The organism is Nostoc sp. KVJ20, from assembly GCF_001712795.1.
GTDB lineage: Bacteria > Cyanobacteriota > Cyanobacteriia > Cyanobacteriales > Nostocaceae > Nostoc.
Genome location: NZ_KV757767.1, coordinates 1 through 22,957, shown reverse-complemented (window position 1 = coordinate 22,957; position 22,957 = coordinate 1). Strand labels below are relative to the sequence as shown.

Sequence of the window (22,957 nt, the reverse complement as noted above, 5' to 3'; positions counted from 1 at the left end):
CCCCTGTTGAATAAAACCCTCGGTCATCGCATAACCTAGACCTTTACTTATGCCTGTAATTAGGATGAGCTTACTCATATTTTTTTATTATTCCTGCTCTAAATCAATAATTCGTGGGAAAAAATAACCGCTACCTCTTGCTGTAATAATTAATTCTGGGTTATTGGGATCGGATTCTACCTTTGTCCGCAATCGTGAAATATGCACATCTACCACACGGGTGTCTGTACTCATCTCTGGTACAAAGCCCCACAATTGCTGTAATATTTCAACCCTTGAAAAAATCTTTCCTGAATGATTCACTAACAACTCTAATAAGCTAAATTCTATACCTGTCAACCGAATGCGTTGCTCATTTTTGTGGACTTGCCGCTTATTGATATCGATTTTGAGATTGCCCAGATGGATTATCCCAGAGTTAGGAATAGTATTGATACTGGTTTTGTGGGAGCGCCGTTTTAGTACACAGGCAATTCGAGCTTCTAGTTCTTTGGGTGAGAAAGGTTTCGTCATGTAGTCATCAGCACCTAGCTCCAGCCCAGTGATTCGGTCTGCTACATCTCCTAAAGCTGTGAGCATGATGATTGGCACATCTGACTCTTTCCGTAATTCTTGGCACACACCGTAGCCATCCAGCTTTGGCATCATTACATCCAGAACTATTAAATCAGGGGTCAACAGGCGAAAAGCTGACAAAGCTTCTTCACCATCACTAGCTGTAACTACGCTGTAGCCAATCATTTCTAAACGCGTCTGTAAAATTCGGCGGATGCTGGCTTCGTCATCAACTACTAGGATTGTGCCTTTATCACCTGATAAGCTTCTCAACGCTGTTCCTCCACAGCGAGAACTCTCAACCATCCATTATCTGCTTATTAGGAGTCAAAAACGCAAAACAATCTTGAGGTACAGTCATGATGAAGAAGCGATGCCTGCGGCGAGCTACGCTTACGCTTAATACTTGCATCTGTGCAACAGATTATGCTGGGACATCTACCCGAAAACAGATTTGTACACAATTAATAAATTCTTCTGCAAGGGACTCGTATTTTCCATAGATTTGGTGTACCTTGTTAATTCCGTGCAAATTATTTATACCTAACTTCTCCCAAATTTACTCAGACAAATTTTAAGCCAATGCCTTCAAGGGAACAGCCAATGAAAACTTCTAATGATACAGATACTAAGAAGATCATCAAAAAATCCGACAAGCTTACTCTGAAACAGATGAAGTTAATCGAAGAAGCAGAAGACCAACTTCTTCTTGAAGCTAATACTGTCAATTCTACTGCCCCTGTGGTTGAGGAGAAACCAGTAGCAATTTCAGAGCCTAGAATTCCTGACTATGTTCCATTCCTTGACAATCCTCCAGTACAATCTGTGGGCAATTCCGGCTGGCAGGTTTCTGATGTCTGGCGAGATATTCGGGTAGATGATTTTTGTAGTTGATGGTAGCGAAAAGCAAGCGCCCAGCGTACCAGATACCGAGCGATCGCTATTCTATTGCATACCGTCAGTGGCTTAAACAACAGGGTATTACTTTCGGCACCATTTAGAACTTTGTTATGCTTTGCTCCCCCGACATTGTTTGTATTGTGAGTTTGCTTCCTTAGTGAAATTTTTTCAACGTCATAATAAGTGGGGGTTCACAGATCAAGTGAAATTGTGCCATTCTAGTCTGCGGCAAAATTTCACTAAGCCTAGGAACTTAAGTATCATTTTATACTTAAACTACTGAGTTGTTTGGAGAAAAGGTATTAATCGTAGATTATGTCGGATAAAAGATAAGGGTAGCTTATTTTGTGTTGTTTACTTTTTGATACTGGTGTCACTGTAGGCATATGTAGAGGAATAAAAAAGTTCAACAATAAATAATAAAGTCCAACAATAAATAAAAAAGTTCTACAATTTCTGTTGGGTGCTTTACCCCGCTCCAGGCATCCGTCCATGAATTGCTCGCAAGTCTTACCGCCGTGCGATCGCTACGTTATTACTAGAGCGATCGCCTCCGGCGGGGCGTAGCCCATCGCGCCCACATTCGGGTAGAATCACTCTCCTAATTGTTGAACTTTTTTATTTGAGTTTGGTGTCTCTATGTTGAAAAAGTGGTAAATTGATCCCTTTTCCATCCCCAAATTGTTCAACTTATTTTTATGTGGACTTGCACCCAACCACGAAAAATCAATGCTTTGAGAGACTAGAATTGTTGAACTTTTTTATATGCTTACAGCATAAGTTGAGCAAATTGCTTGCTTTATGCTTTCAAAGGGGGTTGCTCAATTTCTGCTTACAAAAGTAGAGACAGTGAACTCAAACAGAAAGTAACTCTGTTGCTGGATTTCGGTTTTCATAGCAGCTATACCTAAGCAAAGTTTTAATGCGGGGCATGAATATGTTTGCTCAGGTTAGGGTTACAAAACAGAACCTTTGCTCATGTTTTGCTTTCAAAACCTGTTTTCGATAAATAATTTCCGACGTAGTCTAAAGACTTTGGGCTACGTAATTGTAGTTTAAAGGATAAGATGGCCGCTTTTAAAGGATAAAGTGGCCGCCCCAATCAAGCCAGAATGCTTATTTCTCCGTTGCCATACTTTGCAAGCGATTACATTCAATCCTTTCAAATACGCTTCTGCTTTAGGTTCTGCTCTGCGGCCACTTAATGGTTTAAAAACGGTCACTTTATCCTTTAAGTTACACTTTTTTCTAATTTATGGTTCAAAATTTTTCTCACATTATGATTCAAAGCATAGATGCTTTTTTGTTTCCGCTCTTTTTTAGAATATCCCCAGATGATGGTTTCGATGAGGTAGAACTATCTAAGTCTCGGCTGACTTTTAAACGTTCTACTTCAAGGTGTAGTTCTAAGATTGTTTTCTGTAACTCACATATTGCCTTGCCCTGCTCAATAATTATCTCTACCAGTTCTTCTTTTGATAACTGGTTCAAGCTTTCTCGGTCTAAATCTTGAGGCAGGTTTTGGTTCATATTTGTGATGCTCCCCTTCAAGTGTCCCCTTTGTCAATACTCTGCCACCTGAATTCTTACACTTTGATTAAATTTATCCTTGAGGATTTGTACTCGTAGTGTCACAGTAGTAATTACCGTATTCGCTTGCTCGTATCAAGGAAAGTATTTCATGAACGAGTAAGCTTTTCCTACCTAAAAAAATTTTTGGGCAATCAGTACATCTAACTCCACTGTCTTTGTCAGGCACAGCGATGGCGTACCCACCAAGAGTCGCTGGCGATCGCAGTACTACATCAAGGACAATTGCTTATCCCATCTCTGAACCTTCACTGTTCAATAGCTTTAAAATCTGTAGTGCCTATTCCACATAGCTTAGAGCTTTTCTTAGTGCCATTCGAGTAAGAGATGTTCCTACACGAGCGATCGCTAAAGGTGGATATAGCCATAATTTCTCAATCATTGGCGTTCCTCTCAAAATTGAAAAAGTTCTTAATTTTTAGCAGTTTGTGAAAAGCTAGATGCTAGTTACAATCCAGCCGAACTAACATTTTGTTAAGCTTTCAAACGAATCACGCGACTTTCTGCATTGCTATCTACTGTCAACCTATAAATAAAGATCCCAGGTGGTAAAAATTCTCCGGCATCATTTTTACCGTCCCAGGCAACTGATTTTTGACCAGCAATGGGATTACTTTCATCAACCAGTTGGCGAACATAAGCACCAAACTGATTCCAAATATCGATTCTGACCTTTTTGACGTTTTCTGGTAAGGTGTACTCGATATTTACTGATTTCTCAAACTGTGCTGGCGCATTTGTTGTCAAAAAGCTTAAAGGTGCAACCCTCTCCACCAGAGGGGCTGTTACTGGTGCAGCAGAATACTTGTAAACAGTTTTTCCTGAAGCATAACCGACAGTCACGGGATTACCAAAAAATCGGAAACGATTGATAAATTGCCCTATTTGATTAGCATCTTCCCAGTTTTGACCTCCATCATTTGTTTGGCTGCTAATACCAGTAGGGTTTCCTTCTAAAAAGTCATAGCCCCATCCACCAACCCAGCCGAGGTTCTCATCTGCGAAACCAACGCCTTCTAAGTTGACATTCTCTTGATCATCGTTGATACGGAGTCTTTTCCAAGTTTGTCCACCATCAATTGTTTTTAGGATTGCACCTTTAGTAAAGTTTTCCAGAGAGACAAAACCAATATTCTCATTTAGGAAAAAGATTTTCCAACCCCATTCTCCTAAAGGAAAAGAGGAACTAATATCGGCGACTTGGTTTACCCAAGTTTTCCCCCCATCTTCTGTATAGAGAACTACTGGAATTACATCATCGCGGGTGGGTTTGGGAATATTATTGTCAGCTTTACCGCCGACAACCCAACCAAAATCTTCATTAATGAAATAGTTATCAATCAAAATTGTGGCATATTCGCTCATATCCCAGACAGTCCAAGTTTCTCCCCCATCGACGGTTTTCATCATGCGGGCAGGGATATCAGCAGGATCATTGGTACCAGAAGCATAAACGACCGACTCGTTGACGATCGAAAGACCACAAATCTTTACTGGAGCGTTTTCAGGAAGATTCTCTACAATAGCCCAAGTCTCTCCTGCATCAGTTGTGTGATACAGGCGTTGCTCTTTAGATACTGTTCCAACCCAACCATTTAAGGGGGTCGAAAAACCAACACACCTTAAATAAATTGGTCGCCTGTTAACAATAGGTGTTTGAAATTGTATCTTCCAAGTATCGCCGCCATCGGTGGTTTTGATGATTTGACCGTTACTATTAACTGCCCAGCCTACCATTGGATCGATAAACCAAATATCATCAGTTCTCGAACTAGCGATTGGTGCATTTGTAGGAAACCATTGTAAGTTTGTAGAATTTGTCATGACGGATACTTCCTCTTTTTAGCTAAAATGTACAAGATTCGGATTACTGGGGAAAACTATTGTCTTTCCACTTTTTGAACAGGTTAATTCTTGCGTCTGTCCAAACACCTTCGGGAAATCGAGGGGGCATATTTTTGGAGCATACCTGACGTAAAATTTCATCTGCGCTATTTTTCACATCATTATAATCATCAAGTATGGGACCACGAGGTTTCATATGAGCTATATCCATCGGTGAGAATAATTGGGAAATCCCGTTTGTCCAAGTTCCTCCATTGGGTTTAAGAGAAATGGTATGGGCAATATTTTTCAGCGTCGCCGATACCTCTGTTAAAGCTTGCCGCAATTGAGGATAGGATTGGGTTCTAAAGTCGTTAATCAGCGCGTCACAAGCTTGGGCAATTTCTTTCAGTCTCTCTTGGAAAAAGATCCAAGCACTACTCATCTGCGGGAGCAACTGCACATCTGCATAGACTTCAAAACTGGGCCCTGCATTCATACCTGGAAACTTATCGCTTGCTGGCAATTGAGTGATTGCTTTAGCCAAGGGAGAAACGCCAAAAGGCATAAGATTAATAAATGCACTCTTGAGAACATACATTTGTTCTTCATTCTCCTCAGTGTGAGCAAAGAAGCGGAGGAGAATTTGCAGCATGATTTCATAAAGAGCAACGAAAATCTCTACTACATCCCGACTCAACGTATCGGTGATGATGTTGGCTCCAGGAGTAGTATTATCTTGCTGAAGACTTAAAAGGGGATTTTCAATCACAGGACGAGCAGGTTGAAAATTGGGATCGTTCTGCAATTCTGCTAAATATTCTTCGCGAATTTTGGTAAATTTAGCAAAATGACTGTCATCTCTTTGGGCTGGAGAACCTTCACCCTGCATGATAATCAAATCAATCGCTTTTATTGCTGAATCCAAGTCTTTTACCTGGATCATCTCTTTAAAAATCCCAGTTGCTTGAGCTTCGAACGGCCCAATAAATAGTTTTTGACCGATAGTTTGAAAGCCTTGGTGAATTAGTTCATAGAGTTCTCCAATGGTATTATACTCAAGTTTTCTAGGAACTAATGGTTGTGGTAACGCCGCCAGAAGTCTTAGCAATTCTTCGTCTTTGATTCGCTGACAAAACTGATTCCAAGACGCTTTTTGTTCCTCAGTATCAAAATTATTTGGCAATTCAAAACAAATATAGCGATTCAGGGTGGTTTCATTGAAAGGCGCTAGTTTGAATGAAAGTTTTAAAGAAGTATAGGTTTTAGCCTGGGGAAAATTTGCGCGTCGGAAATATGGCGCTCCTCCTATGGCTGTGAGGAGATTGCTAGCAAGTGCTAGATGCAGCATTTCCTCTACGGCAATTCCATTGATTATTGTCCGCCGCCACCGATTAATCTTATTTAACTGAGCTTGAGAAACTCCCTCATTTGTAGATTCTTTTAAACTGAAAGCAGTAAAAAGATACTGGCAAGCAAGAGAATGTTCCAATTCTGCTGCTTGAGAGAGAAGATAAAGTAAGTCTTCTCTAGTTTTGACTTGATTGTCTGTACTCATAACGATACTCTTGTTTCCTAAAGTATTTTTCAGAGCAGTAATTTGAAGAATAAAAAGTATTAAAAAGCAAACTGCGAGATTTTTCAACAGACTGTAATATCGACTTTATCCATATAGTAGGATTCAAGGCACTTGGATGGATAAAGTCGATGGGAGTCTTATTAGTTAATTAATACCAACATCATCAAATGCTTTAGCGATCGCCTGTAACTTCTCATTCTGTGAGGGATCATTTCGGAAAAGCGATCGCGCCCATTTCTCTATAGCCCTACGGCTATCGCTGAAACCTGAGGTACGAGAAAGATCTTGTGATAATGCTAAGTAAAACATTCGTGTAACGGAAATAGCATCAAATAGGTAATTGCTGTTACTATCTTTTGCTGTCAAGATATTGAAAGCTGCCTTATTGTGAATACCGCTATTAGTGTGAACGCCGCCGTTATCATTATCTATTGTTGTGTGGAGATAATTCCTCATGTGGTCAGGTTGACTATGGCTTCGCGGGTTACTCAAGTCTCTTAGCGGGATGCCGGTGTTTGAGAGATCTTCGCCCATTTGCCAATTCCATTTGTCAATATTAGACTCATTGAAGTTAGATATAATGATGCCGAAGATATCTGAGTAAGATTCATTGAGTGCGCCTGACTCGAATTGATACTCAAGTCGTGCTGTATTTTCTGTCAACCCGTGTAAGAGTTCATGTGCAACTACATCTAGTGCAACTGCATAGGAAACGAGTTGACCACCGACCATTCGCTGTCCGTAAATCATCTGCCCACGGAATCGCGCAGCATTACGCCATTCCCGACCGACGGACTCGCCGGAAAATAGACAATTGACTGAGGACACAATTTTCCCACCCTGATTGTCTAATCCATTTCGCATTAGTACATTTTTAAGGAATCGTACAACTTCTTCGGAGTTGGCATGGGCACTGATTGCACCTCCATCCCAGGGAGCCGGGGGATTTTGCACATATTTACCTGGTAGTCGAGAACTTTGAAAACGGGAGTCGCTGAATTCAAAGTCATGAGTGTGTACGTTATTAACCTGATTACGTAAGAATTTCACACCCTCTTGCTGCGAACCGGAAATCTGACGTGTTTTTCCTAACCCATCTTTCTCAGTGTCTGTAAATGTCTCCTCATTAACTGTTTGGGTTCGAGGCAATTCACTAATCAACTCACCTGAATGGGCATTAATGACATAGTCCATGACTTCTGGCAATGGATGAGCTTCTTTTACATTGTCAGTATCTAGCTTGAGTACATCTTCAATGATGTATACCAATCGCCAGCGGTGTGCATCCCGATCATAGTAGTAGTTAAGCCGTGGCATAGCATCTAAATGCTGTTTGCCGTAACCTGCTGCTTCACGGACAACTTGGATGGCTTGAGATGGAGAAATAGAAGCGATCGCATCAACATTAACAGGGTCACCTAATGCTGAGTTGAGCGAGACTAGTTCGTTATCTTGTTCTAGCTCCACTGTAATTAGCGAACCATACACTGGAATTTTTCGATAATACTGGCGAAGCTTTACGGTTTTTGTATTCGTAAAGGGAATGTTTTCAACGCCTAAAGACTTAAACTCGCTCGTTTGCCCGTTAACTTCAGTTACAGTAAAATTAGGAAGTTCCGAACTTGCTAATGCACTTTTGACGTAGCGTTGAGCAACATTTTCTGCGTCTAGCGCAGACAAATCCGAAGCACCATCTCCACGCTGTGGTTCAGCGGCTAAAACTTCTGAGCGCAGTGATGTAACTACTGGGTCAAGCGAAGCTTGAAACACAAATGTACGCAATCCATTATCCATTATTAAGTCCTCCCCATTAATTCAGCCCAATAATCTTATTGAATCCACATGAACAAACTCTTAAGAAAGGGTGTCTGCTATCTAAGTAATCCCCATAGGATAATTAGCCTTCTCTAGCCATAATCCAGGTCAGAACATCGTTTGGGTTCTCAAAAAACTTGAAATCTGCTACTTTAGCAAAATGTCTTTCCGTGGACTTTTCCCCAACAAACAAACACTTATTACGCTCATGTGGAAAGCCAGCACGATCTGCTGCAAAGCAAAAAATCATCACGGAGTCTTTTCTCAGACCTACTTCTGAACTGTAAATAAGAAGTTCAGGTGAGAAGAAATCAAACAGCCCAGCATCACTGAGAGATCGCTCCATCATTGCTTGGGTGAAATTATCTGGTGTATTCGAGATAATCCCCAAGGGAATCGAATTATCCCGAAGCTTAGTCAGTACAGAAAGAACTCCTGGAAGAACAGTTAAAACGAGTCTAGTTCCTCCGCTTGTGATGCTTGCTGTCGCCAGAGTATCACCTATATCAAAGAAGATACTCCCAACACTTGGAGCGCTCATCGATTTTCCTCATTTTGGAAATACTCTGTGGTGAAATTTATTGGAAAGCTGCGACAACTTTATTGGCTATAGCTTTGCCGACTATTTCACCGCCAGTAGCATCAAAGATCCAATGCACACCTAAATAAATGCGACTGATCTTGTTTTCTTCGATGGCTTGTCGGAGTGTAAAAGTTGCTGCATATCGTGGACGGGTAGCACCAGTATTATCTGTTGTCATGCCGTTAAACTCATCAGACACAAAATTGACAGTAATTTGTTCGGGTGTCTTGTCCAGAAGAGTAGCCGCTACTTCAAAACAAGCTGAACCGAAAGTAGCATGTCCCGAAGGATATGCTGGGAAGTTTGGTGTGCCATTATTTGCAGGCTTATTAACAGGGTTACTGTTAGGTGCTCCTAATGGGAGCCAGAAAGGATCGCCTTTTCTACCACGCAAAATATTTCCGTCTCCCAGAGCAGGAAGGGAATTTCCATCACTATCCTGTCCAGGTGAGGGTCCCCAACCTACTTCTGCTTCACGAATACCTACAACAGGTCGCCAAAAATCATAAGCATATTTCCAATGCCATGCTGCAATTCCAGCATCAGCCATTGCAACATTAATTGCAGTCAATAGTTTGATCTTGCCTGCATGAGGAAGTGCTTTAAATTCTGGAATTTCAAGTACAACCTGGTTGTAGAGACGCGGTGGAGTTCCGAGAAGATTAGAGCCATCGTAACCCCAGAAAATACCAATCACAGCCTTACAACGGAAGTCAGCATCACGCCCAGTAATATCGTTTTTCCCAAATTCAGCTACCTGATCAAAAGCAAGAGCATATTCATTGCTGTTTAAGGCTGGTGGTGGAGCCAGAGGTGCTTCATTGACTACATCAGTAAGCACAAAGGGCTTAACTTGTCCCCATGTACGGCCAAGAGTTTGTTGTGCTGGGTTGAGTGGGTCGGGACGGTGGTGACCAGGCTCTTGCCGATAATTACGATCCAGATCAGGTGAACTAGAACCATCGTTGTTACGAAAATCTATCCAAGCATCTGCAACTTGCTTGCCATAGTTTAGAGCATCAGGATTAACCCTAATAGTAAGCTGTGCAGTTTCCGTGGATATAAATTGAACGAAATCGGGATAAAGTTGCTCTGCTGCAAAAATCCCAGCACCAATTAGCGCAGCAGTTCCCGTTGCGTCGTCATTACCAATTCCTCCAGGTGGATTTGGTAGATTTCCCAGTTGCGGATTAAGCTGCCCTGTAACTTTCGCATATGCATCATGAGCAGCGAGGTGAATAATAGCTAAGGCGCGAGAAGTTTTGGTAGGACCAGCGTTGTTAGCGTTAGCCGCGTGACCATCACTAAAATCTTTGGCGGCTAGTTTAAGACCTAAATCGTTAATGCTCAGTATACTCATTGAGGTTCTCCGTGTCTTATAATCAACCTTTTCCTGTCATTTTCGGCGGAAAATAATCTAAAACCCCTATTCTGGCGTACTTCTGCCATAAGAAAATTAACTGACAAAATTTAGATGCGATTACAAAATTTCTCACTACATCTAAGGTTTAAGACAGGTGAAGTATTTTTCTCTACTGGTAGCCACAAAATAGGGATAAAGTTTATCCGGTTGTAATCACTTTCGGTGATTTTGCTTTATAGCCTTAATGTCAACTGTATTTGCAACTTACTTATTGTCTTTGTAACTAAATATTAAAACCTAAACTATCTTCCTTTCCAATTCTTGGAATTTCTTTCTTTTATGGAATAATTTCCGCATCTTAATACTAAGGCAGTTTTGCTGAACTTGCCAGCTATTTTTGCTAAAAAAATCTCTTAATGGAAGAATTAGTTTCTAATCTTTATTATGAATTAACACTGACAAATCTCATGCTAACTGTTTATAAATTTTTACATTTTATAAAAAGAAAAATGTTATTTTAATTTTTCTATCTAAAGATAGAAAAATTAATTTAATAATTTCTATAGTCTTATCCTATATGAAGAGTTTTATCAACCCAAAGAGTGAGTTTTAAGTTATTTATTTCTAACTCAAGTTGATTGAAGTTAAAAATAAAATCGTTATAAATAAAATTGGAAGTATTTACTGCTTACATAAAAACTGAAGTTAGAGCTTATCTAAGCAAAGTTAACGAATTACATAATTTCGACTACGAAGAGCTAACGAAACTAGTTGAAAAGGCATAACTTGTTGCAGAAAGTAGCCAAATAATTGCTGATACTTATGGTGGTTTCTGAGATTCTAATATAGAACGTTAAACTACTGAGGCAATTTTGAGATGTGATATTGTTGCCCGTCGAAAAACTCTAGAGAAACGGCTTTAAGTTAGAGTACTAAAGTAGAGGATGTGTAACATCACTCGTGAGAGGTTAAAATAAAGCGCATTTTGTCAATTAGTCAAAATATTCAGCAGTGAAATCTCAAACTTACGGAGAAGATATGGATTATTTTCAGTATCATAGCGGAACAGATAAAACTTTTATTGGAGAATCTTCAGATTCTTCACCGTCTGTTGCAAAGGGAATTTTTTGGGTTCGTACTCCACAAGAAATTGGTAAGCCTCAAGATTCTTCATTACCATCTGTTGCTAAAGCTATACTAGCAGCACCAAAACCACTGCTGAAAATTCGCTTCGAGACAACTCAATATGCTCCCAATCATCTTGTTACTCTACGCAATGCTAAAGATGGCTGGACGAAAGACATTTTCGGGATTTATCGGTTTGGTGGTTGGGAATTTTTCTTAGAAAATTCAAGTTATCCTAACAATCTAGAGTTTAAATTTGTGCTTAATCAAGCTTATTGGATGAATGGTTTTAATCTAAACATATCAACCAGCACTGACGCATCTTTTACTGAAGCACAAATTCAATTTCCTCCCGTTCCGAATCGTTATAAACATGGATATGATAACTTTCACATTGACCGTACTAGAATAGGGCAAGATGGCATTCCTAATAATACTCGCGAAGATATTGAATATGATGTAATTGTGATTGGTTCTGGTATTGGTGGCGGAATATTAGCAGATGCCTTATCCGATTCTGGTATTAAAACCTTAGTACTTGATGCTGGTGGCTTGACTTTTCCCACTCATATAACTAATCTTCCTGGGGATTGGTCGCGACTAGCAACGCATCATCAAGTGGGACATTATAATAACGAACCCGGTTCTGATTTTATCCTTGGCGTACATTTGAGTTTAGGCGGTCGCTCTAACTATTGGTCTGGATTAATTCCGCGAATGCCTGATTGGGAATTACAGTTTTGGCCCGTCGAGATTCGTGAATTATTCACAACCGAAAATGGGTATAGTGATGCAGAAAATTTAATGCGAAGAGGAAAGACATTAGGACCTTTTCAGGACAGTATCGTCACTCAGCTTTCTGCTGAGTTTGGTGATTGGATTGTTGAGGATCTTCCTCACTCTCGACATCAGCCGAATATTAGCGATCGCCAACTTTTCTTTTCCATTAATTCGCCTCCATATATGTCCTTCTGGAGCGAGTTTCTTTATCATTGTCCCTAAATCACAATGGAGCTTCCCACTTGTAGATAAAGCCGCTAGAGCTGGGTAACGTAAATCTTGAGTACCAGCCATCATTGGAACGAATTGCCGTGGGATGCTTAACTTCATTTTGGCCGTTTGGAGGAATGTCATTTACGTTGTCGATATCAGCTAACTTAAGCCAAACTCCTGCAATCCCAAAGTTTGTATCTACTGTGACATCATGGTTCTCGAAGTTAAGCATGACGACTAGCGTATCGTGAGCAAATTGATTGGGACGCGATCGCCAACCAATTACTTTTTTGCCTCTCCCTTGATTGCTGCCAAACCAGGAACCGAGAATCCAGGTGAATTGTCCAGTGTCGGCTGGGTTATACCCTGCTAGTTTCAGTGCCGGATAGCGTTTTCGCAGTTGGATCAGCCGGTATGCCCATTGAAAGAAGCCGTTGCTTTCTGGTGGAGAGGGCCAATCGAAGGACACAATATTGCGATCGCGTTCGGCGTTAAACTCTTGTCCCATATAAATCATGGGCTGCCCCAATGCCACCATTGCGGAGAAAAGCCCCAGTCGTCCTTTGCGGTCTTTGGTAGCAGGTTGATTCAGAATAGGATTCGTCCCGACTTCGTAAGGGATACTGGTTTCGTCGTGGCTCTCACTGTAATTGACGACATTGTTGGTGTGGCTAGCAAAAATGCTTTTGCTGAAGAAGAAAATGTCTCCTAGTTTACCAGTATTGTAAAACTCACCCTGAAACTGTCCTTCGCGAAGGAGGGCTTTCATCTTATCGTGGAAGGGATCGCACCATTGGGCAAAGCCATCAAAGCCCTGACGATTCAGGTCAGATTGATTGGGTAGATTTTCAGCAATCAAAATGACGTTGGGTTTGAATTGCTTCAACTCGTCTGCTAGACGCTGTAAGAAGCCATGATCCATATAGTCGGTATGGGTGGCATCGAAGCGGAAGCCATCCACATGGTATTCCGCGAGCAGAAGCTTACAGGCATCAATCAGCATGTACTGAACGTCTAATTTCTCAGTGGCGAGACGATTGCCCCAAGGGGTTTTACCGTTGAAATAGAGTCCGCCTTCTTCTGAATTTCTTTCTTCCTTGGGATGTTCCAAAATCATTTTCCACAGTGGATTGAAGTCGTTATCGGTATGATTGAAAACTTCATCCAGGATTACAGCTAATCCATGTTGATGGGCAGTGTTCACCAGATCACGCAAGTCATTGGGGGTACCAAAGTCACGTTCTACAGTAAAGAACAAAGAAGGGTTATAGCCTAAGGTTTTGGGACCTTGCTGAGTGGAAATTTCCGCTAGGGGCATCAGAGCAAGGGCAGTGGTTCCCAGTTTGTCAAAGTAGCTGTTGGTAATCCGTTCGGTAATACCTTTAAATTTGCCTTTATTGCTGGGCTGAATATCCGCATCGCCTTCTGTGAACCCATACACACTTAGTTCGTAGAGGATTAGTTGGCTGATGTCGGGTGTTGCCCAGTTGGCATCCGTCCATTTAAATGTTGTTGGGTCAACAATGACAGAGTTATTGTCTTTAAAGTCATTTCCCAAACCACGAGCATAGGGATCGGTAAAGTATTGCTGGAATCGTTTCTTACGATTGCTGGGAACACCACCTTGCACAAAGAATTTGTATTCATCGCCCACTTTGGCTTGATCGGTCGCAATCAGCCAGGTATTGGGTTGACCAAAGTAGCCTTTGTAGCGTTTCAGTTCAATAAATTTGGTGGGATCAGGTTGATCGTGTCCGGGGCGTTGCCAGTCGTTGAAACTGCCCATTAAATAAACCCGAGCGGCATTGGGATGATACAGCCCAAACACCATGCGACCATCGCTGAGAACATTCGCGCCTAAAGCTGATAAACCGTCAGTTTCAGGAATATAAACTCCTGATTTGAAACTTAATGGTTTGAGAAAGTCTTTTGCGGATTCTGTTTCTGGGGAGCGAGGTTCAACATGGTAGATGAAGGCATTATCGCCTTGACACCAAATCTCATCGGGAATGAGGGCGTTGCCACTCTGTTCTAATGGGCTGTAATCCCGATTGAATTGATCTGGCTCCCAAGGTCCAGTAATTCCTGCTCCTTCTTTAAATTTAAAATGGAAGGTTGAACGAAGCACAGACACTTGATAGAACAAACCAAAGCTATCTACACCTGTTAGGCTAATATCACTCTGTTGAGTTGAACCGTCATACCAAATCCAGAGATAGGGATTTTGGAACTGATGGTTTCTGTAATGGATTGTGAGTGTAAAGGGCATAAGCTTTTTTGGAGATTTTCGCCTCAAAGAGCAATTTTATTTTTGTAAACCTTTCGTAGCAATACTTTCAGACATTGTGTAGTGGCTGATTACAGCTTGACCACTTTTTCCCCAATAGAACACTTATGGGAAGAGATTAAAAGGAATTTAAGGGGGAATGGCACTAAGAAAAGCTTTAAGCTATGCCCCGTAATGATTACAGGCATTTATGCGATTAAGGAGTCAAGGAGTAAGAGCGATCGCATTTAAATCTCTCAAATACTCTTCTATCTTAAGTTCTGTCTTGCGGTAATTTTATCCTTTAAAAACGGCCACTTTTTCCTTTAACAATACCTTCGCCAATTTACGAGGGTAAGTTGATGTACAAACTCCCATTTCTCCGAAGCTGGGCAAAAACAATCAGTCCTAAAAATTCCTTCCAGGTTTCTCGCAAGGCTTTTTTAGCGTATTTCACGTAGGACAAAGGGTTTGAGAGTCCAAACTATCTTGTAAGCTAAACGCTTGTGTATGAATGATTTTGCCAGTTTTGCCGAAATTTTTGTAGGCTCTTATTTTGGCAAAGGTATTGCTTTAAGTGACAACTTTTCTTAGTGCCATTCGAGGTTAGGTCCAAATTACGGTTCAAATCACATATTGGAACTTGCGAAGGTATAATTCAAACCCAACCTCATTTTTCTTGAGCGGCCCAGTAACTTGAACTTGCTCAGGCGATACACCTGTGTTCTGGATGTTAGAAGCTAGGCGCTGATAAGCCAACCGCTCATCCTCTTCCAGCGGTTTAGGGCTGCCCGTACTGCGGTTCCATTGGATTTTATCTGTTCCCTCAAGCGGCACGAGTGAGATACCAGGTCGGACATCGTTTCCTTGTAGAAAAAGGTGTCCATTCTGTCGTTCGACAGTCCCTGTAAGCGTGACCTCTACACCCCGAAACTTGTATGACTCATTTGCTGTCCTGGCGAACTGGTTCGGCCATTGTTCAATGTCTGGAAGTCCGTCATGATTTAAATATACAGAGGCTGTGGAATCTGCCGCATTGGCAATTGGTCTGACGAATTTGACAGCGTCCGGGTCCATCTGATTTAACGCCTCATATGCCCCACCCCAGCAGGCACCGAGACCATAAGGACAGGTTGAGGTCAAGCCGACCTCCACGAAAGTCCCTTTGTCAGCGTCGGTGATCTCCTGATTTAATTTTTCCGTATTGGGTATTTCCGTTGTTGATTTGCCGACCGATGTTGCTAAATTCTCTACCAAGGTTCGTGCTAAATTAGGAACTAAAGAACCACTAATCTTGATGATTTTCGCGACAGAGGGAACCTTTTTCTTGTTTAAGAGGAACAGCATGTAATGCCCGGGGGGACAGACATTGGGATTGGGCGGCGCAGTCACCGTGAGCTTCTGCTGTTTGATTGAAGATGCGAGGAAGTTAATGCGCTGGTTCTGGTCAAACGAGTGTGTTACCGATGGCAATCGTATCCAGCTCACATGTCCGATCTCCTCCGGATTTGAAGTGCCTACCTCAAATGTTTCTCCGTAGGTAACCTCATCTGGAGCAGTAAGGATGTCCGGTCGTAGACCGTTGAATAGATAGGGAGGGTGGAATATCTGCGCGTCAGAGTGGCTATCTTCTGGGTCATTTTGCTTACCGTTTATTTGAAACTCACCGCCACCAGCACTAAGAACGGTTGCATCGGGCAACAGAACGACCGTTGAATGATAGCAGCGGTCAACCGTTTCAGCAGCCAGTTCAGTCCATTTCTCTGTATCAGGATCCCATAATTCGGCCACATGAACAGGTTGTCCGTCGGTAAGGTCGTTAAAGCCATTGTCGGGCCCGCTGTTGCCCCTGGTACCTCCTACGACCAATATAGTGCCGTCTGGCAGCAGCGTTGCATTATGCTGGCGACGCGCGAATTTCATGGGTTCCGTCGAGCGCCAGGTAGGGGACGGCTCATTGAGATCAATAACTTCCACCGCGTTAGTGGGTGGATTACCCCCTCCGATATAAATAACCTTGCCGCCCTCAAGATTATTTATATCGGAATACATTACCGATGGTGCATACTCGCGACTCCCATTGGCGCGGTCTTTTGTCAATGGAGTCCAATTTCCGCCGTTTTTCGTATCGAGAAATTGGCTTCGGGCATTCGGTCCGGACATGAAAACGCGACCATCCGATCCTAGATGCAACCGAGGGTACAGTGGAGGTACATTGAAATTAACTATTGAACGCCAGTTCCCATCGTTCCATATCTGTATTTTGTCGTTGATCTTACCACTATCCGTAGTGCTTCCAGACATTACAAGTGCAGTTCCATCGAACAAAGTAACGGCTGTCGGATACCAGCGACGGAAATCATCACTGTCACCCATCAGCGCCGTCGGTGTCCAAGTGTTAGTCCTGTAATCATAAATTGTTGCCTGATTGAGCCCAATGCTGTCCTTTTGATGACCTCCTACGACTAACAGTCGCCCATCGGGAAGGAAGCTATGTCCAGAACAGAATAGGTTGACTTTTGTACCGTCTTTCCAGGTGGGCTGTGGTGTCTCTGTTGTCGATTTTGAGACTGGGTCCCAGAGGAAAGGTGTACACTCGTGAACGTCTAAATTTCCTTCCCCAGACTTTATACGTCGTCCCCAGAAGAGCACCTTGCCATTAGGCAGTACATGGGCGTGAATTCCCGCATTGGGCAGGTAAAAAGGATTCTGCCATTGTCCTTTCACATTGGGAACTTCTACAGGACTCAAGGCTTCCGGTAATGTTTGTGAATCTGTAAATGTCATAGCTAACTTATGAGATGAATTGGGATTAGAATGAGAAAGATTAAAGCAGTACTTTAGCAAACTTCAGAAAATCACCGATTACACGAATTTCACCACCATCTGGTAGCTTAACGCCTTTGGAAGGGTCCCAAGGAGAATCATCGGATTCGCGCCGATTGAGGTAGGAGAAAGGGTCGTTTATCATCAGTCCGATAAAGGTTTCAGCGACAATGCGGCTGCCAACCTCGCCTAAGGAGTCGCCATTCGCACGAACCTCAGATTCTTTGAGGATGTAGTACCATGCGGGCGTTTTTTTGAGGAATGGTTCGAGGGCTTGATTTATCGCGTCTGAATTTCCCTGTTTCAATTCATCCGCTATCAGTTCTGGAATGCCCAGCCGCTTAGCTAGGCTCTGTCCAGTCGGAATGCTGAGTAAATATCCGCGTAGTAGATTCCTCTTGGCCAGGTGCTTGAGAAGCTCTTTAATAGAAACAGACAGTCCTTCTTCTTCACCTTCATTAATCATCGTTGTCAAAGGAGGAGCAAGATGAGTATCAATCTTGCGTGCAGAATTTCTTTTGCGTTCAGCAGCACGATGTTTATTAACAAAGCGATCCCACTCAATAATCCAGTTGCAAGGAAGGGTATCAAACGGCCCTGGACCTGGTGGACGACCGCCAATATCCCCTCTTCCTGTAAAAGAAAAAAGTAACTTAAACGTTGCGTCAGCTAGTGCCCCCGGTTCGTCTGTAAAATTGCGGTTGTAGTCATAAGCAGCGCGTACCATGCTGTGTCCAAAACGGTAAGATGCAACGGAGAATTCCAAAGGCATGAAAAGTTCTCCATTTCGTGGTTCATAAAATTTAAGCCCGTCTTTGAGAATGCTATCTACTATCCCACTAACTGTCAGAGTTTTAAGGAAATCATTGACCACGAGCCACTGGTAGTGCCAACGCACCAGATTTTGCGCCCGAACGAATAGATCTCGCTCGTTTTTGACTTTTTCAGGTTCATTAGCTCGAACCCAGTCTACAACAGCGTTGTGAAAACGCAGAAAAGCTGTGTGAAACTGCGCTACAATAAGATTCTCGTCGTCGCGACTGTCGCCAATGACAGCAATTCTGTTATTGCGCGGCAAATCACGCTTTAAATCCCCTTCTGGCGGAATTTTGGCTCCAGGTATAGGTTTTCCACTAGCATCGTGTTTAGCGTTTTGACCAACTTTTAGTTTCACAGGGTCATCTTCCTGATAGAAATCTTTCGCTTGTGTTGGAGCTTCAGGCTCTAAGGTTGGTCCGTCGCCATAAACGCTGTCAAGATCGAACGTAGGGCGACGTAAGTTCTTGAGTTTATCGGTTACAAAATCGGGAGATAGAGGCGTGAAATCGTCTTTGGTAATGTCCGTTTGTAGGTCTTGAGCCGTCCGGTCAGTGTTAGCAGTAATATCGTGGTCGATAAATTGTCCCCAGTAGGTATAAACCGGAGGGATAGTTGAATTGGCTTCTTCAGGATCGGACTGAACCTCAATCATTGCCTCACCCAACTTTTTGAGTTTGTCGATAACATCTGCGGTATTGTCTGCCGGAAGTAGACTGTTTGGATCTTTGGCAAGCTCTGGGAAGAGGTAGTTGAAATCTGTCTCTACATTGATCGCCTCTAAGCCAATTATTGACACAGTCCTTTCCACAGTTTCTTGTCGAATATATCCACCGTGGCTAAATTGAAAACGAATTGTTCGCATGGTTTTCTCCTTTAATTTGATTGCTTTTTTTCTTGTTAAAAAACTTGATAATTAAAACGGCTTAATGCGAATATTCCAAAATTGCCCTACCTCGGTATGACATTGCAAGCCAATAAATCCATTGGAACGCTTGAAGGTTTTTGACGCATTAGGGGTATTCGGTGCCCAAGGTATCTCAAATAAGCATCACACTGGAATTTTTCGATAACATTGGCGAAGCATTACGGTTTTTGTATTCGTAAAAGGAATGTTTTCAACGCCTAAAGACTTTAACTCGCTCGTTTGCCCGTTAACTTCAGTTACAGTAAAACTAGGAAGTTCCGAACTTGCTAATGCACTTTTGACGTAGCATTGAGCAACATTCTCTGTGTCTAGTCTAGACAAATCAGCGGCTAAAACTTCTGAGTACAGTAATGTAGCTACTGATTCAAGTGAACCTTGATACATAAATGTACGCAATCCATTATTAAGTCCTCCTTATTAGTTCAGCCTAATAATCCTATTGAATCCACATAAATAAACTCTTAATAAAAAGTGCCTGTTATCTAAGTAATAGCCATAGGATAATTAGCCTTCTGTAGACTGAATCCAGGTCAGAACATCGTTTAGGGTCTCAAATACATTGAAATCAGCTACTTTAGCAAAATGTGTTTCCGTGGCATTTTCCCCAACAACAAAACACTTATTACGCTCATGTGGAAAGCCAGCACGATCTGCCGCAAAGCAAAAAATCATCACGGAGTTTTTTCTCAGACCTACTACTGAACTGTAAATCATAAGTTCGGGTGAGAAAAAATTCAATAACCCAATATCTTCTAGTGATCGCTCCATCATTGCCTGGGTGAAATTATCTGGTGTATTTGAGATAATACCCAACGGAATCGAATTCTTTTGAAGCGTAGTTAGTACAGAAACAACCCCTGGAAGAACAGTTAAAACGAGCCTAGCTCCCCCGTCAGTAATACTTGCTGTTGCCAGAGTGTCACCTATATCAAAGAAAATACTCCCAATACTTAAATTATTCATTGATTTTCTTCATTCTGGAAATGCTCCATTATTGAGTTGAGATGGGCAAAAATCAGAGGTAAGCTAATCGGCATTTAAGTTGCATAAAAGCAGGGCTGAAGCCCTTACTACAAGCGAATCATTCTGGAAAAATGAATGACGATTAGCTTATTTGGTAATTTCCATTGCTACCATTGAACAGTAATGCTGATTGAAAAGCAGCTAATAGCGAATGTGTTTGGTAGAAGTTTATTGGAAAGCTTTGACAATTTTGTCGGCTACAGCTTTGCCAATTGTCTCACCGCCAGTCGCATCAAATATCCAATACACACCAAGATAAATGCGACAGATTATGCTTATGCGCGAAATTTAGACTTCTAAACTGGATTTTAAAGTCAAGTTCTACTGCTCAATTAAAGATTCAGCATAACAGGTACAGAAGAGCCACAATCTTTTCAATGTAATTTATACCTTTCCCAAAATCTTTTATATTCAAATTTATAAGATGATTCTTTTATTAAAATCATCCTATAGAAAGGGAGCATAACAGGGTAGGTTGAGTTTACCATGTAGCAGGTAAGGTGCTTGTAGAGTAAGGGTTTGAAGAATTGTAACAGGTATAATAGAATCAAATTGAAAGTATATAGGAACATTTTTGGGAGCCAAAAGGAATAGGAGAGAGATATTTATAAGGAAATTAGGTAATGTCAAGTGTCCAGTTATGGCGGCTATAAAAGGACGGTTAGTTCACTTACCCAAGATTTGTAAACATTTTCAACAATTCACCTCAGTACCAAGATTGAGAAGCATTCTAGTGACACGCTAGCCAGATTTTCCCTAAAGTCACATACAATTTTGGGTGTTAGTTCCACACTGCTTCTAGGCGATCGCGATCAAGATGGTAAATAATCCTCAGTTTGACAACCTACCGCCAATCAAGTTGATCCACATACAGGATCAAGCACCATCAACACTACAGGGAGAATCTAGAAGCAGGGCAGGAAAAATAGCTGCACCCACAGACATACGGTGGATAAAAGTACTGGAGTTTTTACGCAGCAACAATCTCGCACCCAACAGCCGCAAACTCTACGAACGAGAACTCAAACGATTTTTGGCTTGGAGTGAGCTACACTATCATGAGCTACGCCCGCGTCACTTCGCACTATATAAAGAGTATCTGCGGGATGAACTGCGGACTGATGCAGGTAAACCGCTTTCAAAAAGCAGCATAAATGCAGGAGTCGCGGCACTCAAAAGCTTTTTTAAATGGATGTGCTATACGTATCCTGATATTATTGCTACTAATCCCACACTGGGGATTAAACTGGAAAAAGTACCACTGCCACCAGCCCAGAGTTTAACCCCAGAACAAATGGAACAGGTTTGGTCAGCGTTGGAATTGTTGGGAGAAACAAAGCAACGCGATACAGCACTGGTTCACGTTCTTAGTCACGGACTGCGTGCTGGAGAAATTGTACAGCTAAATGTTGGGTCATTTGATGGCAAGCTACTATTTTTACCAGACACCAAAACCAATGAACCACGCTTAGTTCCACTGCGAAAAATCTCGTGCCGAAGTGCTGTTGCAAGATACCCGCGATCGCAATAGTCTTTTGGGCCCTATTGTTAGCACCGATCTCTTTGCTGGTCTAGTGCGGACAACAATGCACCTAGATTTAGATGATTTGATTGAACCGCAAACACCACAAACCTTTAGACCACATGGCCCACACCAATTTTCACATTCTACTGAAGAGGGCGATTCTGTAGCAGCACCTGTTGAGAAAGCGAATGTTTTGGCAATGCTCGATGAGGTGACAACTTTAGAAGATGTCCGCAATTTGGCATCAGATGAGGATGTGCAAAAATGGCAGAACGCGATCGCTAACTACCTGATAAATGTCAAAGATGAGATTTCTTTAGTTAAACTGCAACGTGTGTTGGAAATGCCGATGATAGAGGTGTGGCTAGGATTGTTGCTTGGTGGGTTTGCACTAGAACAGCGTGGTGATTTTTATAACAGTCGGAATATTTGGGTGAAAAGTTCTCCAATTACTAACACCTAGCCAATTTGATTTGAAATTTTGAACTTTCAAGCTGCTTTGACACCCAATAAATTTATCACTTCTGCTGCTGACCAACCAGATTTTATTCTCTTTCAACAAACACCAGCAGCTTTAACTGCGAGGATGACAGATACGGTGAAAGCAAAATCCCCAATCCTTGCAACTACAAGATGCTTGAAACCTTGATTTATCGTTACAATAGTATTAGTAGTTAACAACCCCCAGAGGGTTAGTCTGAGCGCTATTGAGCTTATTCGTTGTCAGGAGATTTCTTATCTTCTTCGTCATCCTTGTCAAAATTTGTATTGCTGAGGGGGACTTATGGGTGAATCGAAACGCCGAAAGGCAATATTAGGCAATCACTATGGCTTGCCTAATATTTTCAATGAAGTCCAATCAATGTGGACGCAGATTAATTTCTCACTCAAGCGAGTCAAAGATTCTGATAATACATGTTTACTTGTTCAGTGTTCCAACAACGACCGAGGATTCCATCAAGACACTATTGCCCAAATTCAAAAAGAAATAGAAAATTGGAAATGTGATTTAGATATTCCTATCTTGATCCAAGTTCTCCCAAGGGGAGTTCAAAATTCAGGAACTAAACTTTTTGATGGGTTCGTTACCCTTTGGTGTAATTGTCCAGAATTTGAATTGTGGCGAGAAATATTTGAAAGTGAACGCGTTAAGTAAACTTTGTTGCATTAAATTATTGTTTCATCGCTCCACAATCATTTCTGTTGCCTCCACTCGATCTTGTACTCACGTTCCATAGCCGCCAGC

Annotated in this window: 17 protein-coding genes and 2 pseudogenes; 7 read left to right on the top strand and 12 right to left on the bottom strand. The window is 41.9% G+C overall.

Annotated elements, in window-relative coordinates; translation table 11 throughout:
• Positions 1-87: 87 nt before the first annotated feature.
• Positions 88-861 carry a response regulator transcription factor RpaB gene (rpaB, locus tag A4S05_RS36065; protein ID WP_084227388.1) on the bottom strand — a complete coding sequence of 258 codons (774 nt, stop codon included), beginning with the start codon at positions 859-861 and terminating at the stop codon, positions 88-90.
• A gap of 297 nt (positions 862-1,158) precedes the next feature.
• Between rpaB and A4S05_RS36060 the strand changes: the two genes are divergently transcribed.
• Positions 1,159-1,449: a hypothetical protein gene (locus A4S05_RS36060; protein ID WP_069074555.1), complete on the top strand. Its 291-nt coding sequence runs from the start codon at positions 1,159-1,161 to the stop codon at positions 1,447-1,449.
• A 1,293-nt stretch (positions 1,450-2,742) separates the two neighbouring features.
• Here A4S05_RS36060 and A4S05_RS36055 read toward each other — a convergent pair.
• The 6 genes and pseudogenes from A4S05_RS36055 to A4S05_RS36030 form a co-directional block, all read right to left on the bottom strand.
• Positions 2,743-2,985 (bottom strand): annotated as a pseudogene (locus tag A4S05_RS36055) (IS66 family transposase); the annotation flags it as partial.
• A gap of 534 nt (positions 2,986-3,519) precedes the next feature.
• Positions 3,520-4,869 (bottom strand): YCF48-related protein, encoded by a 1,350-nt coding sequence (locus tag A4S05_RS36050; RefSeq protein WP_069074553.1) that lies wholly within the window; start codon positions 4,867-4,869, stop codon positions 3,520-3,522.
• 43 nt (positions 4,870-4,912) lie between these two features.
• Positions 4,913-6,427: a ferritin-like domain-containing protein gene (locus tag A4S05_RS36045; RefSeq protein ID WP_069074552.1), complete on the bottom strand. Its 1,515-nt coding sequence runs from the start codon at positions 6,425-6,427 to the stop codon at positions 4,913-4,915.
• 165 nt (positions 6,428-6,592) lie between these two features.
• Positions 6,593-8,242 (bottom strand): M4 family metallopeptidase, encoded by a 1,650-nt coding sequence (locus tag A4S05_RS36040; RefSeq protein ID WP_141699908.1) that lies wholly within the window; start codon positions 8,240-8,242, stop codon positions 6,593-6,595.
• A 103-nt stretch (positions 8,243-8,345) separates the two neighbouring features.
• A complete protein-coding gene (locus A4S05_RS36035) occupies positions 8,346-8,804 on the bottom strand; it encodes an HAD family hydrolase (protein ID WP_069074550.1) in 459 nt (152 codons plus the stop codon).
• 37 nt (positions 8,805-8,841) lie between these two features.
• Positions 8,842-10,206 carry a vanadium-dependent haloperoxidase gene (locus A4S05_RS36030; RefSeq protein ID WP_069074549.1) on the bottom strand — a complete coding sequence of 455 codons (1,365 nt, stop codon included), beginning with the start codon at positions 10,204-10,206 and terminating at the stop codon, positions 8,842-8,844.
• A gap of 1,014 nt (positions 10,207-11,220) precedes the next feature.
• On the opposite strand from A4S05_RS36030, the gene A4S05_RS36025 reads away from it, so the two are divergent.
• A complete protein-coding gene (locus tag A4S05_RS36025; RefSeq protein ID WP_176727213.1) occupies positions 11,221-12,336 on the top strand; it encodes a hypothetical protein in 1,116 nt (371 codons plus the stop codon).
• A gap of 1 nt (position 12,337) precedes the next feature.
• On the opposite strand, the gene A4S05_RS36020 is transcribed toward A4S05_RS36025, so the two are convergent.
• The 5 genes from A4S05_RS36020 to A4S05_RS36000 all read right to left on the bottom strand — a co-directional run bounded on the left by A4S05_RS36020 (position 12,338) and on the right by A4S05_RS36000 (position 20,126).
• On the bottom strand, positions 12,338-14,596 hold the full coding sequence (locus A4S05_RS36020) for an alpha-amylase family glycosyl hydrolase (RefSeq protein ID WP_069074548.1): 2,259 nt from the start codon (positions 14,594-14,596) through the stop codon (positions 12,338-12,340).
• A gap of 621 nt (positions 14,597-15,217) precedes the next feature.
• Complete coding sequence (locus A4S05_RS36015; RefSeq protein ID WP_069074547.1) at positions 15,218-17,380, bottom strand: galactose oxidase early set domain-containing protein; 2,163 nt, start codon at positions 17,378-17,380, stop codon at positions 15,218-15,220.
• Between the two features lie 40 nt (positions 17,381-17,420).
• Positions 17,421-19,100 (bottom strand): peroxidase family protein, encoded by a 1,680-nt coding sequence (locus A4S05_RS36010; RefSeq protein ID WP_069074546.1) that lies wholly within the window; start codon positions 19,098-19,100, stop codon positions 17,421-17,423.
• A gap of 186 nt (positions 19,101-19,286) precedes the next feature.
• On the bottom strand, positions 19,287-19,547 hold the full coding sequence (locus A4S05_RS36005) for a hypothetical protein (protein WP_069074545.1): 261 nt from the start codon (positions 19,545-19,547) through the stop codon (positions 19,287-19,289).
• A 120-nt stretch (positions 19,548-19,667) separates the two neighbouring features.
• On the bottom strand, positions 19,668-20,126 hold the full coding sequence (locus A4S05_RS36000; RefSeq protein ID WP_069074544.1) for an HAD family hydrolase: 459 nt from the start codon (positions 20,124-20,126) through the stop codon (positions 19,668-19,670).
• A gap of 183 nt (positions 20,127-20,309) precedes the next feature.
• On the opposite strand from A4S05_RS36000, the gene A4S05_RS42400 reads away from it, so the two are divergent.
• The 5 genes and pseudogenes from A4S05_RS42400 (at position 20,310) to A4S05_RS35985 (ending at position 22,867) form a co-directional block, all read left to right on the top strand.
• The gene (locus tag A4S05_RS42400; RefSeq protein WP_176727212.1) at positions 20,310-20,486 is read left to right on the top strand and encodes a hypothetical protein; all 177 of its coding nucleotides are present in this window, start codon (positions 20,310-20,312) and stop codon (positions 20,484-20,486) included.
• A 517-nt stretch (positions 20,487-21,003) separates the two neighbouring features.
• A pseudogene (locus A4S05_RS35995) lies at positions 21,004-21,714 on the top strand (tyrosine-type recombinase/integrase); the annotation flags it as partial.
• On the top strand, positions 21,686-22,174 hold the full coding sequence (locus A4S05_RS43980) for a hypothetical protein (RefSeq protein ID WP_256091385.1): 489 nt from the start codon (positions 21,686-21,688) through the stop codon (positions 22,172-22,174). The pseudogene A4S05_RS35995 and the gene A4S05_RS43980, both read left to right, overlap by 29 nt.
• A gap of 18 nt (positions 22,175-22,192) precedes the next feature.
• On the top strand, positions 22,193-22,360 hold the full coding sequence (locus A4S05_RS42395) for a hypothetical protein (RefSeq protein WP_176727211.1): 168 nt from the start codon (positions 22,193-22,195) through the stop codon (positions 22,358-22,360).
• Positions 22,361-22,495: 135 nt separating this feature from the next.
• The gene (locus tag A4S05_RS35985) at positions 22,496-22,867 is read left to right on the top strand and encodes a hypothetical protein (protein ID WP_069074543.1); all 372 of its coding nucleotides are present in this window, start codon (positions 22,496-22,498) and stop codon (positions 22,865-22,867) included.
• The last annotated feature ends 90 nt before the right edge of the window (positions 22,868-22,957 follow it).

What these genes read in the sequence shown, in the direction of transcription:
- rpaB (WP_084227388.1), bottom strand. Translation starts at nt 861, where the DNA reads ATGGTTGAGAGTTCTCGCTGTGGAGGAACAGCGTTGAGAAGCTTATCA.
- A4S05_RS36060 (WP_069074555.1), top strand. Translation starts at nt 1,159, where the DNA reads ATGAAAACTTCTAATGATACAGATACTAAGAAGATCATCAAAAAATCC.
- A4S05_RS36050 (WP_069074553.1), bottom strand. Translation starts at nt 4,869, where the DNA reads ATGACAAATTCTACAAACTTACAATGGTTTCCTACAAATGCACCAATC.
- A4S05_RS36045 (WP_069074552.1), bottom strand. Translation starts at nt 6,427, where the DNA reads ATGAGTACAGACAATCAAGTCAAAACTAGAGAAGACTTACTTTATCTT.
- A4S05_RS36040 (WP_141699908.1), bottom strand. Translation starts at nt 8,242, where the DNA reads ATGGATAATGGATTGCGTACATTTGTGTTTCAAGCTTCGCTTGACCCA.
- A4S05_RS36035 (WP_069074550.1), bottom strand. Translation starts at nt 8,804, where the DNA reads ATGAGCGCTCCAAGTGTTGGGAGTATCTTCTTTGATATAGGTGATACT.
- A4S05_RS36030 (WP_069074549.1), bottom strand. Translation starts at nt 10,206, where the DNA reads ATGAGTATACTGAGCATTAACGATTTAGGTCTTAAACTAGCCGCCAAA.
- A4S05_RS36020 (WP_069074548.1), bottom strand. Translation starts at nt 14,596, where the DNA reads ATGCCCTTTACACTCACAATCCATTACAGAAACCATCAGTTCCAAAAT.
- A4S05_RS36015 (WP_069074547.1), bottom strand. Translation starts at nt 17,380, where the DNA reads ATGACATTTACAGATTCACAAACATTACCGGAAGCCTTGAGTCCTGTA.
- A4S05_RS36010 (WP_069074546.1), bottom strand. Translation starts at nt 19,100, where the DNA reads ATGCGAACAATTCGTTTTCAATTTAGCCACGGTGGATATATTCGACAA.
- A4S05_RS36005 (WP_069074545.1), bottom strand. Translation starts at nt 19,547, where the DNA reads ATGTATCAAGGTTCACTTGAATCAGTAGCTACATTACTGTACTCAGAA.
- A4S05_RS36000 (WP_069074544.1), bottom strand. Translation starts at nt 20,126, where the DNA reads ATGAATAATTTAAGTATTGGGAGTATTTTCTTTGATATAGGTGACACT.
- A4S05_RS42400 (WP_176727212.1), top strand. Translation starts at nt 20,310, where the DNA reads ATGCTGATTGAAAAGCAGCTAATAGCGAATGTGTTTGGTAGAAGTTTA.
- A4S05_RS35985 (WP_069074543.1), top strand. Translation starts at nt 22,496, where the DNA reads ATGGGTGAATCGAAACGCCGAAAGGCAATATTAGGCAATCACTATGGC.